This window comes from Thauera mechernichensis (genome assembly GCF_029588855.1).
Taxonomy (GTDB): domain Bacteria; phylum Pseudomonadota; class Gammaproteobacteria; order Burkholderiales; family Rhodocyclaceae; genus Thauera; species Thauera mechernichensis.
Map to the genome: position 1 here is coordinate 1 of NZ_JARQZE010000030.1, position 16,109 is coordinate 16,109.

A 16,109-nucleotide genomic window follows, 5' to 3' on the forward strand; every position below is an offset into this window, starting at 1 on the left:
GCTCGTGTCGTCTATGAGAGAAGCGACTGCCTGTCGTTACCTGTGAATGGTTGGTGATCATTCTCGACAAGGAGGTTGAGCGCCATGAAAGCAAAACGGTTCTCGTTCGTCATCTCTAGTGCTCTGCTCGCGCTCTTTCCCCAATTCGGCTACGGCCAAGTTAGTACGCTCCCAGCGTGCTCAGTTACCAACGCGCCACAGGGGTGTGAGAACAACATGTGGGCCCTTCAAGTCACTGTCCAGGTTCCCAACGGTGCGTACGTTCACGTCCCGGATCCAGGCTGTATGAACGATGCCTCTCAGGACCTCGAGAAGTTGCTTCAGGCAGCTACGGTCGCGGCGGTACCAAAACTGGCGTTGTTCTCCGGACCGATCTCCAAACTGGTGGCGCAACCAATCAACCAGCACATGCGCAATCAAGGTGGGGATCTCGGAAAACTCTTTTCGCCCTACGCCAAGAACGGAGCTTTATGCGCTCCGGTGATCGGTGTTGTTCCAGTGGCTGCCGACGTCGTTGGATTTCGACTTCTGGCGGCCGAGGCTGGGACAACCAGTTTTGGCAGATGCTCTCCCGGGGGAGAGTGTGGTGTCGGATGGTCAAAATTTCAGGCTCAACCCGTTGAGAACAAGAACGCAAGTATCCGGACTTACTCAACGATCTTCATGAACTGGTCCCACAACCGTGCACGACAAGCGCAGATGATCATCTTCTACAGGCTACCTAACGGCGAAAGGCCACTCCTCGAACTGTAGAGCGTCATTGGACAATCGACGCCGTTCTGTCCAAAGCCGGGCAGCGAGGGTCTGCTCACAGAGTCTCACCATAGGATGCGAGCGGCCGCGAAAACTGCTCACAAACCATCACTTTTCCCCCGGCGGGCTCGGGTCGGCAAGGGCCACGAATTTCTTGTCATGCGCCTGAAACCAGCGCCGTTGCTGGGTTTTGAGCGTATACAGACTCTCTCCAGGGCGCTCAAGGCTGCAGGTTGCTCACAAACCATCACCATGCGCTACAACCCGCGCCACTGCTGGGTTTTCCTACTGCTGTAGCCCCGTCATGACATGCCTGACCTGACTCTGCAGGTTCAGAAAGGTCCGTCTGTCGCTCGGCGAGCAGGAAACAGTCACAAACAAGCGCCCTGACGGTGGCGTGAGACGCCCATGCTTCTTTCCACGGTGAAAACGCCAGCCCTCCCGCAACAGAGCCCGCACGAGGGAGTCGACGTCCTTTGAAGTGCTGTATTTCATCGATTGAAAGCTTCCGAAAGCACCTGGTCCATGCGGGTAGCGCATGGACCAGGTTGCCGTTGGGTTACTTGCGCGGCGGGTTGTTACCCCGGCCAGGGCCGGACGGATTGCCAGTCTTGCTCGGCCCGTTTTCGAGGTGGTTCATGTTCATCTCCTGTGGAAGTGCCCCGGAATTTGAGGGCGAGCGGGGGCCCGAGGCGTACCCTCGCTCGCAGAGTCGATAAGTGGGATGGGACGACGAGCTAGCTAAGCCACGCTTCGATGCGCTGCTTCAGAGCTTCCCGATCCTTGTGCCGCCAGGGCGCTGCGCGCCCGGGCGCAGCCTCTTCGACGAGCTCGATCCGGTACCGCAAGCCGTACGGCCCCCCTGGCACTCCTGCGGTCGGCCACAGAGAGAGCGCACAGTCGTCGTCTGTCACGGTGACTTCCCAGCACTGGCGGGGATAGGCCGAAAGGTGCGGCTCGAGGATCTCCTGGAGGGCGGTTCCAAGCGTCCAGGTTGCGACAAGGTGACTGTTTCCGACTGCCTGCTCAGCTGCGAGTCTTTCGTCGGGGATCTCTTCAAGAGCTCCAGCGAGGATCTGTTTCGAAATGCACTCACCCCGCTCGCCGTTGTATTCGGTCACCTGAAGCCGAAGCCGACGTACATCACCTGGCGTAAGTGAGCCGTCGAAGCCCGTCACGAAGTTTGCGGCGGAACGTGCCCAAGTCAGCAAAGGCCCTTCCAACAAGAAGACATCACGCCAACCAGGCTTCAGCCAGCGAACGCCCCTGGCGTCGGGAAGGCAGCGGACGAAGTCGATCCAGGTCGTGAATCGACCGCAAAGTGGATCGATCTCGAGCCGGTACCACGGTGGCGCACGATGCATCCGGATCCGGCCATCGCTTCCAAAATCATCGAGAAGCTTGCCGACAATCTCAGGAATCAGCGTCATCACGCCGGCCGTACCGAGCACGAGCTCCGTGCGGGTGTAAATCGGGCCGCTGGCCACCACCAGCCAGTGACCGTCCACATGCGCTGGTTCCAGAATCTCACCTTCACTCAACCCGGTGAGTTGTGACAGCTCGGCAAGCTCGCCAGGGTTGCGTGCGAGCTGCGCCGCCTCAATGCGCCTGGCCACATTGCGCGCCATCGACGCCAACGCATCTTCGGAATCGGAATCGGAACCGTCACGGCACGCTTCATCCAGCGCGCTCTTCAGGGCGACGTTTTCCTGACGGAGCTGTTCAGCGAGAAGGTCGAGAATCCGTTTCTCGTAGATCCCGGTATCCGGCGGAACGATGCCCTCCAGCTCCGCCAGTGTGACATCGAGGATCTGGGCGATGGCTTCGGCTCGCTTGCGGCTCGTTCTTCCCCGCGCCTCGATGCGCCGATAGCTGGCGGTGCTCGTGTCCGGATCCTGCTCGTCGAGGCCCAGACGTTCGCAGAGCGCGCTCGCCAGGTCGGCTTGACTCAGCCCCCTTTCGTCGCGCAGTTTGCGCAGCCGCTCGCGATCGATCTTGAATGATGGACGACCCATATACCCTCCGTGAATGTGTCGTCATCATGGAGGAGGGGTTTTATGTTCGCCAGTATCAAAAAGAGAACATAAAAGCAGTTGCCCAGCACGAGGGGGGCGTCCATTGCTCATTGAGCGCGAAGTGCAGCTTGGTAAGGGGACTCCAGCAACTGTTCGGCGGTCGTGACCACACCACCGTGCTGCGGGGTGAAAGCAGAATTGAATGAAGCGGAGCGCCGATCGAGGTCTTACCTTTTTTGCGCACAGCTTTCTGAAAAGGTTTTCGGGTGTGCACCTACGAACAAAAAGGGCACCCCTAGGGAACAGGATCGGCAAGGATGGCAATCACATCTGTTCTCGGTTGCGCCGACTGATGGACCCCTTTTCAGGCGCAGGCGGTATCCGCATCGTTTGAAACATTGAGGCTGGACATGGCAGAAAAACTCGTCACTGAGATCATTGCCCCTGCGGTGCTCCTTGTCGTGTATCCCACACTCCTCATGTTTGGGAAGCGGCTAGTGGCATGGGCAGAAGCGAAGCTCAAAGGAAGGTCAAAATAGTGTCTCCCCGGGAGACACTGTCGGCATCCGAGGCAGCATGAGGCGTTGGCGCTTCTCGATGGCCGGCAGTCCAGCAGCCCCACCGTTTCGCGGTCAGGCTGCAGGCAGTGGACGCCCTTGGCGGGGACGTGGTCGGGCTGGGCGTGGCAGCAGGGGGCGGTATGCTGTGCCCTGCACCGCTGGCAAACCATGGGCGCTGCTCACACCTGCCCTTCTCGCAGGGGCTAGGGGGCTGGGGGTCACAAGCTTCCCAGCCCTCCAGCTCAGCGTTTTGTCCAGCGGGGCGTCAAGGGTCCGCGTCTGCGGCGCCTGGCTGCGCCGGCCCTTTACACTCGAGGCCACCGTGAGAGCGATAAGTGCCGTGGTCTCGCAACCAACTACGTTTTTTCGAAGTGCCTCGGTAACCGCGCAGTGAGGACGACGATTTGTACGAAGCTTGGAAGGTGGATTCCTTGTGTTCCAAAAAGCATGAAATCGCCATGCTCAGGGTAGCGACCTCCGTAGATGTCGCCTAGGTGATTCCCTACGGACCCACGGACGCTCTGCCTTAGTTCATAGCAAAGCCAAGAGTAAGACGGCCTTTCATCAATCTCTACTTCACGAAGGAAGCACTCGACATCTCCGATGCAAAAGCGCAGCGCACGAGCAACTAGGAAACGGTTCGCACCAAAAGGGACTTCCCAGCCATGCTCGCCTTCTTCTAGGCGATCCGCATGTTTGGGGGCTCTGACCCAGCTACCACTGGGGTGGTCCCAAAAGGCTGTGTGCTGAATGAAATGGTGTGCGATCTCGTAGCTTACGTGCTCTGCCGTCCCTAGGATGCGCAAACCTTCCCTGCAGTCAGCGATAGCTGCGCTTGTCGGGTTATTCATGACCGATGTCTACTGCGCAATGGAGAATGATTTTATAGATGCTAAAGAGGTACTAGCTTGAACTCTGACCGGGTTGCATTTTGGCATTAAAGCAGCAACCTGCAGAAGGTGCGTGCTGCCTCCGACACACCAATGCGTGAGCGCATCGTGTACATACGTATGTACACGGCCGAGGATCTGGGAGATGGCTGCGGCCCGCTTTCGGCTCGTTCTTCCCCGTGCCTCGATATGACCGAACCGGCGGCGAGCTCCTGAAGGACCTCAAGTCTGCGGGAGTCCGTACCTCGGGGATTACGCCGCTGTGCGGCGCGGCCTCGGCCCCTCGAGGCATCAGGGCCTGTGAAAGTGTCTCCTCAGGCCATTCGCGGCGGCGCCGCGTCGCGGGAGGTCGGCATTGGACAGTCCGCTCCGTTTCGTCCAATGTCCTCAGCGAAGGCTGTCTCCCCGGGAGACAACCTCCGGCAGAAGCAGAAAAGCCTCTCCCAAGGACTTCCAGAGCGACGCCAAGATGATCGACCTGGATGCGCTCGTGGCGGGGCTGGAGCTGGGATGACGGAAATTTCGGCGGTTCCGGCTTAGAACCCCATTTGGTCTAAAGCTAACTGGACAGCTTCCCCTGTCTCGGGGCGGTCAGACCTAACTCATCCTCCCCCGTGCCAGGTTTGAGTACGCCTGAGTGGATCAGGAATTCCGTGAGGTTTTTAACCTTCGTCCCGAGCGGAACCTCCTGAAGTCCGTAGCCCCCGAGATGCTCGGCCAGGGCGCGACGAATCAACATTTCCGACGTAATGCCCAAGTCGGCAGCCATCGCCTCGATGCGCTCCGGCATCGTCTCGTTGTCCGAGAACGAAACCGTGAAAACCTTTGGCACGATCGAGCCCTCCGTGAGACTCACGTTTCGCTTCGAAGCAACCGACGCTCAGCCCTTGCCGGGCTGAACGGCCACCAGACGCCCCCGCAGCTCGGCCGCTTCCTCCCCGGCCTTCTTCGCCTGCGCCCGCGCCTCTTCCACCTGGCGCTTCGCCGCCTCGATGTCCCGCACCGCGCCATCGAGCGCCGTCTGCTGAGCCTGCACCTGGACCCGTGCGCTGCTGAGCTCCTGCCCGGCCTGCTGGATCTGCTTCTCGAGCCCCTCCACCCGCGTCTCGGCCCGGCTCGCGCGATCGGTTATCGCCTCGAGGCGCGCACTCAGTACAGCCGCCTGCTGCTCGGCGGCGATGCGCCCTTGCTGCGCTTCAGACAACGCCGCACGTAGGCGCTCGAGCTCGGCCGTCTGCTCGACCTGGCGCTCGGCCTGCGCCTCGATCTTGAGACGGGCCGTCGCGACCTCCACGCGGGCGGACTCAGCGGCCTGCTGCTCGCGCTCGATGCGCTGCTGCGCCTCGGCCAAGTCAACGGCCTGCTGCTGCGCCTTACCAGCCAGGGTGTCACGCTCAGTCGTCAGCGCAGCGACCTGCTCGAGCAGCGCGTCGCGCTCGGCCTCGAGCGCTTCGCCGGCAGCCGCCAGATCGGCCGCTTCCGACTGAGTTTGTACGAGACGCGACTCGACCTCGGCCCGCGCCGCGGCGGCCGCCCGCTCGATTTCGTTCGCAAGGGCCGTCGCCAAGGGCGCGGGCAGCTCGGGCGCCGCGGCCGTCGCCGCAGGGCGTGCTTCTCGCCAGGCCACGAGGTGGCGATGGATCGTGTTCGGGCTGCCGGTTCCCAGGTGCTCACGCACCGCACGGATTGTCGGCGACACCCCCTGCCCCACCAGCGCATCCGCGGCGGCGGCGACCTGCTCAAACGTAATTCCTTCGCGTGCCATCTGTATCTCTCCTGTATTTCGTATTGTGTATTTCATATTGATATTGATACGATACATGATACAGATATGAAATGCAAGAGATACACCACGCATCGAAAAGCCTTCGCGCACTTGCGCGGTGCAGGGTGCGCAAATGCGCGAAGAAAAGCCCCGACTCCTGAGCGGAAAATCGGGGCTGCGTCGAGCAGAGCGGGATGGATAGCTATGGGACGTCTTGCTCCTGCCGTGGTTTGTTGGAGCGTCGAGTCATGTAAGGCAGGAAAGTCCGCGGCCGGATCTGCGGCCCGCTTTCGGGACGCAGCCGGCGCCACTCGCCCTGGGCGAAGGCCACGAGCTTACCGATCTGCCTTCGCATGAGACGAAAGCCCGGCGCGCGATAGAGCTCATCCATCAAGGCCTCGATCTCGGTGTCGAACTCGCCCCGATCGTCCCGCCGGATCTGCCGGCGCTCGGGCGTGGCAGACGCGATCTCATGGATGCGCTCGCGCAGCGCTTCAACCCGCTTGCGGTTCATGCGCCAGGACCATCCGACACCGTCGTGCACCAGCTCATACCGACCGATGAAGCTGCAGCGGTCCTGTGCAGCATCGAAGCGCTGGAGCTTTTCGCGGGCATGCACCCGGCCCTTGCCATCGCTCACGGCCATCAGCCATCGGACCATCCGTGGCGCCTGGTCAGGCGGCCCGGCGACGGCATACAAGAGCGTCACGGCTTCACCGCTCGAGCGGCGCTTGCTGCGCGTGGATTTCGGCAGATTACAGTCGTACAACTCGCTAAGCTTGATCTCAAGCGAAGGCCACTTTTCAAGCGAAAGCTCGCCGGTCACGTACCACGGGTAGCCCAGGCGGGCGGCATCCTGGACGCGCTGCATGAAGGTCAGGCTGTCGGGCAGAAGTGTCATTCTTTTAGAACCAAACAAAGAAACTACATTTTATTTTAGAGGTTTTAAGTCATTCTACTGTAGTCCCGAAAGGGACTACACAATATGAGGTTCCGACTTTGAGCTTGCGAAAAGTCGGCTGACCTGTCCAAAATGGCCGGGACGTCACGCGAACAAGGGGCTAGCCATCCCGCACACACACCCGGAGGGTCGCTGTGCGGGGGACGCCACCCCCGCACACGCAGACCGTCACACCGGACTGGGCGCCACCCAGTTCGTCACCCCCAGGAAAGGGGGCCTCGAACGTCGTGAGACGCAAGAGGGCATTGCCTGGAGCCGCATGCCTCTAATAGGGCTGGTGCGGCATACGAGGAGCGCTGTGGGGTGAGACTCCCCACTTCGACTCCTTCGCACGTCGCAGCCCGTTGCCCCCCTTTTTGGGAACCAACGGGGCCGTAGCGCGAAAAAACGATGTTGGGCGACGTCGAAACGGGCGCGTGGGTAACCACGCCAACCCTGTATATGTCGAACGGGTGAAAATCCCGGGGGCGGCCGGCTCGTGAGGGTCGGACGAACACCGCGGTGGTGGGTAGATGAGGCCGTAGTAATACGGCAGGGATCTGAGGGGAAGCCTGGAAGATCTGGTACCAGGGGGGGCAACCTCCCTGGATCTCTGTATAGCTCAAGCCACAAAGCGTGCCCATGAAAGGGTGCGGCGCGGTAAGTCGTAACAAGCCGCTGGACGCATTGGGTGGAACCAATGTGTTTGGTCAGGGCGTGATGAAGCGCGCATGTAGTAAGGGAGGGGCTTTGGAACCTCACCCCCCTGAAACCCGACCTGGTCGGGGTAGGCCCATAGGGCTAAGCATGCGTAGTGGAGCGCGGCGGCGTGTTACGTCGACGAGATGTACTAAGACGGGAAGCTCCTACCCAGTAGCACCGCAACGGTTGGCACCGGGCGGTTGGGAGGAGTGGGAGACCAGGAGAGTAGAGTTTGAAAGCAAGGGCAGACCTGACGGATGTCCGCGTGAGTATCGAAAACCTGGGGTGATGCTGTTGTGACTGTGTGTGTGTGCGAGAAGTGACGGGCCTTGGCCGGCCCGTCGTTTTTGCGAAGACGGAAAAACTACGCTAACGGAAGCGGCCCTGGCAGGCCTTCCAAGAAGCAATGGACCTTCGTTCAAGTTGGACGACGGATTTTCAACGAGCAACAACCGATCCTCGGCCGAGAAGCTGGGGTAGTCCGATCCACCTGCCCTGCCCAATGTAGGGCTAGCCGGTTTTCGATCATGGCGACGGCGAGATGGTGGCGCTGGTGACGTAAAGGACTGTGAGCTGCGAGCTGCCATGCTCAAAGCAGCCGCGACGGAAATCAAAACCCGCCGTGAGCAGATGCTGGCTGAAAAGCCGATGCCGCGGAAACGCGACAGCTCTTCGGAGCAGAACCTGGGGAAACCCAGGCAACGACAGTAGCCCTCGAGGCGAACAACAGGCTCAAGTAGCCGACTCCAAACCCCCGGCCATCGGCTGGGGGTTTTTTCTGCCCCTCCCCCGGACCCCCACCCCTGGGCAGTGCCAGTTCAGCGCCCAGCACTACCGTTCCTGACGCGCTCTCGCTTGTCGCCGGCCTACCTCCATCGCAGCCCAAGGGCTGCTCAGTCGGAACGTCCGGGAGCGCACACTGTTTTCTTTTGAAAACAGAACCCCTAAAAAACCGACCACCCCCGCTGGGCTGTTATCTGATTATGGCTACTTGGACACCCAGTTGAGCACCGACTGAGGTGAGCACCCCAACTCACGCGCTATGGCCCGCGCACTCATGCCTTGAGCGTGCATAAGGCACGCGCTGGCCCGCTGCTCCTCGTAAGAGGCAGAGCGCACAACGCCCCCCTTACTTCCACGACGCGCCTGCAGCGCACTGAACCGCGCATCACTCGCCGCCAGGTCGAACTTGTGCCACACCCACTTGCTCACGCTCTTGGCGATGTGCCAGACCTCACGCCCGTCCAGCGGGTAGAGAAAGTCCCCGTTGCGCTCGAGCGCCTTGCCGTTCAGGTGTGACTGCCATTGGATGAAGTTGCGCACGTCGAGCTTATAGTGCCGGATCTTCCGGTAGGCGTAGAGCCTCAACCAGTCGAACACCGTGACGTTGCGGCCCAAACCCACCTCTTCAGGCTTGCGCTTCGGAATGTGCTTGGGGAGATCGACCCAGTCGGCCAGATCACCCAGCTCGTACCCAAGCTGGGGACCGCGCAGGGTTTTCCAGAGCGGATGGACAGGGTTCTTGGTAATGAGCCCGCTGTAGCCCTGATCGGCCTGTAGCCGGGCACGAAAAGCTGACTCCACCGCGCACAGGTAGCGCATGGGCGCCTGGCGCAGATCCGGTGAGTCCACCAGCACAGGAACGGAAAGCCCCCAAACCAGGTGGGCGTGCCCGTTTTCCCGGTTGACCGCGGCCCATGAGGGCGGCGGCAGCCCCTGATCCTCCCAGAGCACTGCTGCACCAGGTCTGTCGACGTCGAAAATCGACCAGACGCGCAGATGCGGGGGGTTGGCCTGGATGTAGGGGCGCTTGATCGCCGAGGCCAACGAGCGGATGCACAGCCCCTGCTCGAGATCGTCAGAGCAGTAGGGCTTCCGGGGCCAGCGGGAGGCCTCAAACAAGTCCAGCTGTTGATCGGAACATGTCGAAACTCTATCAAACTCGACCATCTTCCCCTTCCTTTGGGGCGATGGCTTTGGCTACAATCAGCTTCAAGTCGTTCGCCTGGTTGTGCAGGTTGATCGGCAAGGAAGCACGGTCATCTCGAACATGGCCGTGCTTCCGGGTGAATCGCAAAAGCCTCGGAACGGTTCCCGCCGTCCGGGGCTTTCGCCTGTCTGGGGTTCAGAATACCCGTTTCATGACAGAAGTAAAAACGCGCCGGCGCACCGCACCGCCTGTCAGGCTTCCTCCGCTTTCACGCGCCGCGCGCGCTTGGGCTTACTGCCCACCGCAGGCAGCAGGCTGGTGAGTTCCTGGTACAGCCCGAACAGAAAAGCCACCCGCGCGGCATCGGTCGAACCGCCCTTGTATCCATACGACGCATCCACGGCCGCATCGAGCTTCTGATGCGCCTTCACCAGATCGGGCGGCATGGTGAGTGGGTCGTACAGATCGGCCAGACTGGAATCGGGGTGCGCGGCGCGCGCATCGAGCACGGCTTGCGCGGCGACCTCGATGGCGGTGCGTTGCTTCTCGGTGGGGGTCGGCCAAGGGAAGTTGTTGTAGACGATGGCTGCGGAATAGCGGAAATCGCTCTTGAGACGACCGCAAACAGAACGCACCCAAGCGTTATGCATGGTTGAGGTCAAGACGCCGAAGTGAAACAGAGTGGCGTTCGGTAACATCCGAACCAGATTGCTGCAAAACGTAGTCGGCTGCTCGAAGCCAATCGGAATGAATTTCCGACGCTCAGAAGACACTTCAGGTATGAGCAAATAGGGCTGTTGAGGAATCAGCTCTGTCCCAAAATGGGTAGGAAAGTCAGCCGCTACCAGGGTTTGCTTGCGCTTACTCGCCAAACGGAAGGTACGCACAGCATCCACCCGCTTCATGACTTCGGGCATCTTTCGCAACTGCTGCGGCGGGCAGTCTCCTAGCCAGAGACACCAGCGTTCGAAGCCGTTGATGAACTCTATGGCCCCAAGCCAGCGGTGAAAAAAGGGGGCGGCACTAGGCTCGATCTTGAGGAAGGAATCCCTCTCTTCTTGAGTGAAGAGGTAGTTTCCGTCATCAATCGGCTGGCTTCCAATGCCGATCTGCGGCACATCGCAAAGCGGTCGAGAACGGCGCGGCAGCACCAAATCAGGCGCATCGACCAGGTAGGGATTGATGTTCGACGCCCGCACCGCGTGGGCTTCGCCTTTGATGTCTTCGTACTCGAAGATGGTTTTCTCGGCTACGTCCTGCATCCCGAAGCCCACGATCACGCAGTGCACGGCCGCTTTGCCCCGCGCCTCGTTCGTCCAGGAAAATGTCCGGTGGGCGAAGTGAATCTTCACGCCCTGAGCGAGCATCCAGCCCCACAAGGCGCCGACCTGCTCACCTTGGGTAATGCTGTTGGTGGACACGAAAGCCGCACGAATCGGAGGATGCGCCGCCATGTAGCGGGCGGCCTTCACGTACCAAGCGGCGACGAAATCGAGTAGCCCCGCGTTCTCGATGCCAAAGAAGACCGCGCGCGCGTCCTCGCGCTGGGCATCGTCCATGTACTTGGCACCCACGAACGGCGGATTCCCCAGCAGATAGGCGCACCGCTCGGCCGGCAGCACCGTCATCCAGTCCGTTTGCAGCGCGTTGCCATGCACGATCGTCGCGCTGTGATTCAGCGGGATACGCACGAAGTAGGCGCCGAACTCCTCGCTGACCTTCATGTTCATCTGGTGATCGACCAGCCACAGCGCAACCTGGGCGATCTGCGCCGGGAAGTCCTCGATCTCGATGCCGAAGAACTGATCGACGTCGACCGCGATCATCTGGTGAACGTCGAGCGCCATCTGCCCGCCGGCGTTAGCCGCACGCAGCACCTCGAGCTCGAGCAGACGCAGCTCGCGATAGGTGATTACCAGGAAGTTGCCGCAGCCGCAGGCGGGATCGAAAAAGGTGAGCGTGCGCAACCTGGCGTGAAACTCGGAGAGGCGCTTCTTGTTGCCGCGGATCTTCTCGAACTCGGCCCACAAGGCATCGAGGAACAGCGGCTTGATGAGCTTGAGGATGTTCTCCTCACTGGTGTAGTGCGCGCCCAGGTTGCGGCGGGCCTGGGCGTCCATGATGCTCTGGAAGAGGCTGCCGAAAATGGCCGGGGAAATCCGGCCCCAGTCGAGCCCGCACAGATCGAGCAGGCTCTCGCGCATGGCCGCATCGAAGCTCGCCGGCGGCAGCATGTCGGCGAACAACTTGCCGTTGATGTAGGGGAAGGCTGCCAGGTGCTCATCGAGGTTTTTCAGCCGCTTGTCCTGCGGCGTGTTGAGCATATAGAACAAGGTGGATAGGTGATGCGCCAGGTCGGCCCCGTCGACGCTCGTGCGCAACTCGATGTAGTCCTGGAACTGCCGCTTTTCGAAAATCCCTGTGTCCTCGGCGAACAGGCAAAACAGCATGCGCACCAGGTAGAGCTCGAGCGGTCGCCCCTCGTAGCCGATTGCCCGCAACTGGTCGTGCAGGCGGCCCATGCGCTCGGCCGCTTTGATGTTGATCGGGTCCTGGGGCTTGATGACCTGGGTCTGATAGCCAGCGATGAACCCGAATAGGCGGACGTGCTTGTAGAGCTCCTCGAGGGGGAATTCGTATATCGCCCCCTCGACCAGATCGAAGAGTCGAAAGCGCGCAAAGTCGCATACCAGGACGAAGCGCGGCAGATCCCGCTCGGCGATCCCCGGAAAGTAGTCCATCGCTTGGGTGTGGGCACGGTCCAGGTTCTTGCCGCGCGATTTCATCTCGACCAGCAGGATGCCGGGCCAGAACAAGTCGACGTAGCCGGCGCCGCCACCGTACTTCTTCACCGCATGCTCAAAGCTGGCAATGCGCTTGTTGGTGATCCCGAAGATCTCGAAGAAGGCGATCAGGAAAGGCTTGCCCTCGCCGTCCTCGTTGCTGGCGTCAGCCCAGTGCTTCGAGAACGCCAGGGCGCGCGATTTTATTTCGTTCCAGGATAAAGGCATGTGTCGTTATTGGCTTATTGCGTTCGTGCGTTATTGCGTTATTTCTCTTGAATCTTGAAGTGCCCCACCAGCGCCTCTTCGATCAGATCTGACTCACTCACCCGCTTGCCGCTGGCCATCGTGCGGCGGAACGCTTCCTCCTTCAGGAACAGATCGAGCGCGGGGTCGATGCGGATCGACTTCGTTCTGCGCTGCGAGACCAGCACCGAGGCCGACTCCACGCCCGAAGTCCCGGATGTCGGCCGCTCGGCAGCAGCGGCAGCGCCCCCGGCCAGGAAGTTGTCGAGGTTGGGTTTTCCTTTCACGCTTGAATCTCCTTGAAGAGGGCGGCCATCTCGGCGATCGCCTGAGGGTCCTTGGCGAGCTCGGCCACCGTGGCACCCTCACCGATGGCACGCCGGTAGGCCACACGTTCACAGATGCGCGCCTCGAGGAGGCGCAGCTTGTGCTCGTGCAGGTAGTCGATCATCTCCCCGGTATCGCGGGTTCGCGGATCGATGCGCATCAGCAGCACATGCACGTCGAGCCCCGCATTGAAGTCCTTGGCCAACTCGACAATCTCAAGCAGATCGGTCATCGCAGCGGCATCAAGGTTGGAGGCCCCCACCGGGACCACGGCACGCTCGGCCAGCAGCAGCGCAGCGCGCAGGCTCGCCGAATCCCGACCGCCGGCATCGATCACGGTATGGGCGAAGCCCTTGGAGAGATTCTTGCCCTCGTCGAAGACCGCCTTGCCCAGCAAGCAGGTCGTCGTCGGCGACGGCTCGCGCCCAGCCTCACGCCGCCAGGCGGCCCAACTGGCGGCCGAGGCCTGTGGGTCCGCATCGATCAACAAGGTCGCCGCCTGTGCGGCAAAGAGGGCAGCCAGATGGGTAGCGATCGTGGTCTTGCCCACGCCGCCCTTGGTGTTGACGACCGCTATCCGCATTTCGATCAGTCCTTATTTCGTTACAGCGTTATATAAATACATAAACAAATATTGAATGTCACCGATAAACATCCCGACGGTTGCCGACCTTCACGACGAGGATGCGCATGACCCCGTCCTCGATGCTGGAGATCAGCCGGTAGTCACCCACGCGATACTTCCAGAAGTCCCCGAGCTTGCTGCCCTTGAGGGCTTCACCGATGCTGCGGGGGTCGTCTAGCTTGGCGACGCGCTCAAACAAGAAGGCGAGGATGCGCCGGGCGTCCTGACGGTCGAGCTTCCCCAGCTCGCGCTCGGCGGCGGGGTCGAGCTCAACCTTCCAGGCCATAGCGCTTCATAACCTCTTCGAGCGGAACCGTCTGGGTCTTGCCCGAGCGGATATCGATGAGGCGCTGCTCGGCGAGGTACAGATCCTCGAGGTCATCAAGGTGCTCACGAATGGCCTCGACCATGTAGTAGGTCTTGCTGCGCCCCGTCATCTGGGCAAGATTCTGCAGCCTTTGCGAGACGTCATCAGGCAGGCGGAGGGAAACGGCACCCATCGCAGAGACTCCTATCAACCGAATAGAGATACAAGTATCTCACATCAACGCCACAGCCGCTCGAACCGCGCCGGGTTGGTTGCCGTGTAGCGTACGGTGTGCTGGATGTTGCGGTGCCCCAGGTAGTCCTGGATGAGCCGGGTGTCCGCGCCCTGGTCGGCCAGGGCGTAGCCGCAGGCGTGGCGCAGCATGTGGGGGTGCGCCTCCACGGGCAGCTCGGCCAGTTCCCCGTAGCGCCGGATCGCCACCCAGGCGGTGCGCCGATTGAGCGGCAGCCGTCGCTCTGAGACGAAGAACGCCTCTCCAGCCGGCGCCATGCGGTTGCGCTCGGCCAGCCACGTCTTGATGACGCGCAGCTCGTCGCCTCGTAAGGGGTGTGTCGTCGACAGCCCTTGCTTGAGGCGTGCCACATGCAGCACGCGGCTGTCGAGATCGACCTGGTGCAAGCGTAGGCCGCAGGCCTCGGACACCCGCAGGCCGTGGCGGAACATCAGCAAGATGAGGCAACGGTCGCGGGCCTCGGTTCGGCTGCCGCGGGTGGCGGTGATCAAGCGTTCGACCTCCCGCGAAGTCAGGTAGCGACGATTGTCCACGATAGGTCCGCCTTAATCCGGCACCCGCCCCAACGCTTCAACCGCTGTGGCCAACTGCTGCGTCACGGCCATCAACTCTCGGATAAGCGCCTCATCCATGTCGAAACTACCCTCGTACTCGGCAAGGTTTCTCTTGTTGTGGCACAGGTCGAGCACACGCCACTTTGCCGGCGGGAAACCGACCGTGTGCGCCAGGGCCTGAAACACCAGATAGCGGTTTTCGGACCGATAGCCATGCCAGCGCAAGGCCGCGAGCGCCAAGGCATGCGCGGCGTTGTAGGCCAGATCGAACGCGCTCTCCAGACCCAGCGTCGGGGTCGCGGCATCGAGCAGCTTGCGCTTTGCGGATCGGAGCAGCCCGTCGAACTCGGCCTGGTTCGGGGGCTCGACCTTGAGCCCCCCTTTGCTGACCTTTGCAAGGTTATCGAGCGGGGAGCTCATCTTCGGCACCTATCAGGAAAATCTTCGGTTGCGAGAGCACGCGCAGAACGAAACTGTTCTCGGTGCGGACCTTCTCGGCCAGCGCGGCGGAGGTATAGAGCGTCGGATTTACCTTGCGCCCAAGCACCTGCTCTGCCGCGGCCAGGCCCTCGAACAGATCCGCGTAGGTGAGCGTCTCGGTGACCACCATCAGATCAATGTCACTCGTGGCGGTGTCGGTGCCCTTGGCCACCGAGCCGAACACGAACGCAAGCTCAATGCGATCGGCAACCGCGTTGAGCGCGGTGCGTAGCACGTCGGCCAGCCCCAGTGTCTTCATCACGATGCCCCGCAACTCGGCAAAGATGGGCGCAGCCGCGTTGGCCTGGTAATGCTTCTGATTGCCGACGGGGGTGACCGTCACCAGGTCGGCCGAGACCAGCTTTTCGAGCTCGCGCTGCAAGGCACCCCGCCCGGTGCCGGTGAGACGGAGCAGCTCGTTCCCGTAGAACGAACGATCGGGCTGACCGAACAGCACCGCCAGCAGGCGTTGCTGCAGACCAGAAAAAAGCGCATCAGCGACTGAACATTCAATCATCCCCATATCGGGGATTATATTCCCAAAATAGGGGTATTAAAGCGCGTCAGTCAGTCAGGCAGGAGGAACGGGTTGGCCACGGCGTTCTGCCAGAACGTCTCATCGAGCGGCGGGATGTCGCTGCAGTCGATGTCGCTGCCGGGCATCTGGGAAAGTGCGTGAAGTTCGACCTTCTGCGCTTCGGTGAGTGGTGGCAGGGCGTTCAGGTCGAGCACGTAGCGGACGGGGTCGATCATCGTTCTGTCCAAAGTAAGCCTCAGAGCGCGAGCCTGCAGCCCTTGCCGTTGCTGGGGTTTCCCTTCTAGCTTTGGACAAAATGGTTCATTTTGTCTAATCACGCCTCGCCATACCCCTAAACGACCTGGTCGCCTGCCCACAGATGGCAGAAGGTAGGAGACCTCAAACGAGCAGTGGCTGTTAAGTCTTACTTGTGGATCGATGGCTCTTATCTATGCTGAAGAA

At 61.1% G+C, this 16,109-nt stretch carries 15 protein-coding genes; 1 reads left to right on the forward strand and 14 read right to left on the reverse strand.

Translation table 11 applies throughout. The features are described 5' to 3' along the window. The first annotated feature begins 285 nt into the window (after positions 1-285). Entirely contained in the window at positions 286-753 is a 468-nt protein-coding gene (locus P7F68_RS19520; protein ID WP_277835597.1) for a hypothetical protein, read from the forward strand. 737 nt (positions 754-1,490) lie between these two features. Here the strand turns inward: P7F68_RS19520 and P7F68_RS19525 are convergent. From P7F68_RS19525 to P7F68_RS19590, 14 genes are all read right to left on the reverse strand, one after another. Then, the gene (locus P7F68_RS19525) at positions 1,491-2,768 is read right to left on the reverse strand and encodes a helix-turn-helix transcriptional regulator (protein WP_277835598.1); all 1,278 of its coding nucleotides are present in this window, start codon (positions 2,766-2,768) and stop codon (positions 1,491-1,493) included. Between the two features lie 2,009 nt (positions 2,769-4,777). Continuing rightward, positions 4,778-5,050 carry a ribbon-helix-helix domain-containing protein gene (locus P7F68_RS19530; protein WP_277835599.1) on the reverse strand — a complete coding sequence of 91 codons (273 nt, stop codon included), beginning with the start codon at positions 5,048-5,050 and terminating at the stop codon, positions 4,778-4,780. Between the two features lie 48 nt (positions 5,051-5,098). Then, positions 5,099-5,983, reverse strand: coding sequence for a DNA-binding protein (locus P7F68_RS19535; protein WP_277835601.1), 885 nt, complete (start codon positions 5,981-5,983; stop codon positions 5,099-5,101). A 202-nt stretch (positions 5,984-6,185) separates the two neighbouring features. Continuing rightward, on the reverse strand, positions 6,186-6,854 hold the full coding sequence (locus P7F68_RS19540; protein WP_277835602.1) for a hypothetical protein: 669 nt from the start codon (positions 6,852-6,854) through the stop codon (positions 6,186-6,188). Between the two features lie 1,758 nt (positions 6,855-8,612). Further along, a complete protein-coding gene (locus P7F68_RS19545; RefSeq protein WP_277835604.1) occupies positions 8,613-9,575 on the reverse strand; it encodes a replication initiation protein in 963 nt (320 codons plus the stop codon). Between the two features lie 231 nt (positions 9,576-9,806). Continuing rightward, the gene (locus tag P7F68_RS19550) at positions 9,807-12,566 is read right to left on the reverse strand and encodes a DNA methyltransferase (protein WP_277835605.1); all 2,760 of its coding nucleotides are present in this window, start codon (positions 12,564-12,566) and stop codon (positions 9,807-9,809) included. 38 nt (positions 12,567-12,604) lie between these two features. Further along, complete coding sequence (locus P7F68_RS19555; protein ID WP_020684458.1) at positions 12,605-12,871, reverse strand: hypothetical protein; 267 nt, start codon at positions 12,869-12,871, stop codon at positions 12,605-12,607. After that, a complete protein-coding gene (locus tag P7F68_RS19560; RefSeq protein ID WP_020684459.1) occupies positions 12,868-13,494 on the reverse strand; it encodes a nucleotide-binding protein in 627 nt (208 codons plus the stop codon). The genes P7F68_RS19555 and P7F68_RS19560 overlap by 4 nt, the downstream gene beginning before the upstream one ends. 58 nt (positions 13,495-13,552) lie before the next feature. After that, positions 13,553-13,822, reverse strand: coding sequence for a type II toxin-antitoxin system RelE family toxin (locus P7F68_RS19565; protein WP_020684460.1), 270 nt, complete (start codon positions 13,820-13,822; stop codon positions 13,553-13,555). Next, entirely contained in the window at positions 13,806-14,036 is a 231-nt protein-coding gene (gene relB / locus P7F68_RS19570; protein ID WP_020684461.1) for a type II toxin-antitoxin system RelB family antitoxin, read from the reverse strand. The genes P7F68_RS19565 and relB overlap by 17 nt, the downstream gene beginning before the upstream one ends. Positions 14,037-14,080: 44 nt before the next feature. Then, positions 14,081-14,629 carry a tyrosine-type recombinase/integrase gene (locus P7F68_RS19575; protein ID WP_277835608.1) on the reverse strand — a complete coding sequence of 183 codons (549 nt, stop codon included), beginning with the start codon at positions 14,627-14,629 and terminating at the stop codon, positions 14,081-14,083. Between the two features lie 12 nt (positions 14,630-14,641). Then, positions 14,642-15,070 (reverse strand): hypothetical protein, encoded by a 429-nt coding sequence (locus P7F68_RS19580; protein ID WP_277835610.1) that lies wholly within the window; start codon positions 15,068-15,070, stop codon positions 14,642-14,644. Next, positions 15,051-15,647 carry a nucleotidyltransferase domain-containing protein gene (locus P7F68_RS19585; protein ID WP_277835611.1) on the reverse strand — a complete coding sequence of 199 codons (597 nt, stop codon included), beginning with the start codon at positions 15,645-15,647 and terminating at the stop codon, positions 15,051-15,053. The genes P7F68_RS19580 and P7F68_RS19585 overlap by 20 nt, the downstream gene beginning before the upstream one ends. 50 nt (positions 15,648-15,697) lie before the next feature. Continuing rightward, positions 15,698-15,883: a hypothetical protein gene (locus tag P7F68_RS19590; protein WP_277835613.1), complete on the reverse strand. Its 186-nt coding sequence runs from the start codon at positions 15,881-15,883 to the stop codon at positions 15,698-15,700. Positions 15,884-16,109: the final 226 nt, after the last annotated feature.